We start from the raw sequence: 637 nt of genomic DNA, 5'->3' as shown, positions 1-637 counted from the left end.
CAGACCAAGACAAACGCGGGGCCTGTTTTCCTGCCGAATGAATCACAGGCTGTTGAAAAACGTCCGGATTTCCGCAAAATCCGCGGCCCATGCCTGTTGAGTAGGCAGGGAAAGCATCATCTCATGTCCGGGTACTCGAAGGCCAGATCCTGTTGAGGGTCCGGTTTTCGCTGCACCGATGCCCAGAGACCGTTCAGTGGATCCAGGTGTTAATGGCCATTTATTCTGCCCCCCCTACGGCCAACAATTTTGGCCCACCCCAAGGAGAAGTGGACCCCAATTATTGGGCAGCAAGATAAGTGCTTTCCCGGTTCAGATCACCTTTCTGGCAGTCGCCTCATAATACACGTTATCTGGCGTCCGCCGGTCAAGGCGCTGATGCCGTCTTTCTGTATTGTAGAAGGTGAAGTAGATATCGAGTGAAGTCCTTGCTTCCACTATGCTGTCATAGACTTTCAGATAGACCTCCTCTTTTTGTTTTTCTCCATTTTTTCTTGCACATAGCACCATAACGGCGCTACGATGGGCCATCATTTAAAGAAACAGGGGAACAAGTCGGCCAGGGTAAAAAAATATGAAAAATAACAATCTTGTAACTTCCTTTCTGGAAGCGGTGAGAACCACGGGAACAATGTCT

The 637-nt window shown here is 49.3% G+C and carries 1 protein-coding gene; it reads right to left on the bottom strand.

The features are described 5' to 3' along the window. Positions 1–312: 312 nt before the first annotated feature. Positions 313–531: an integrase core domain-containing protein gene (locus ACOCD2_RS24675; protein ID WP_293682365.1), complete on the bottom strand. Its 219-nt coding sequence runs from the start codon at positions 529–531 to the stop codon at positions 313–315. Between the last annotated feature and the right edge of the window lie 106 nt (positions 532–637).

The organism is Thiolapillus sp. (assembly GCF_048562965.1).
Lineage (GTDB): Bacteria > Pseudomonadota > Gammaproteobacteria > Chromatiales > Chromatiaceae > Thiolapillus > Thiolapillus brandeum_A.
Note: the sequence above shows the minus strand (reverse complement) of the source record. Positions and strands in the feature narration are given on the sequence as shown.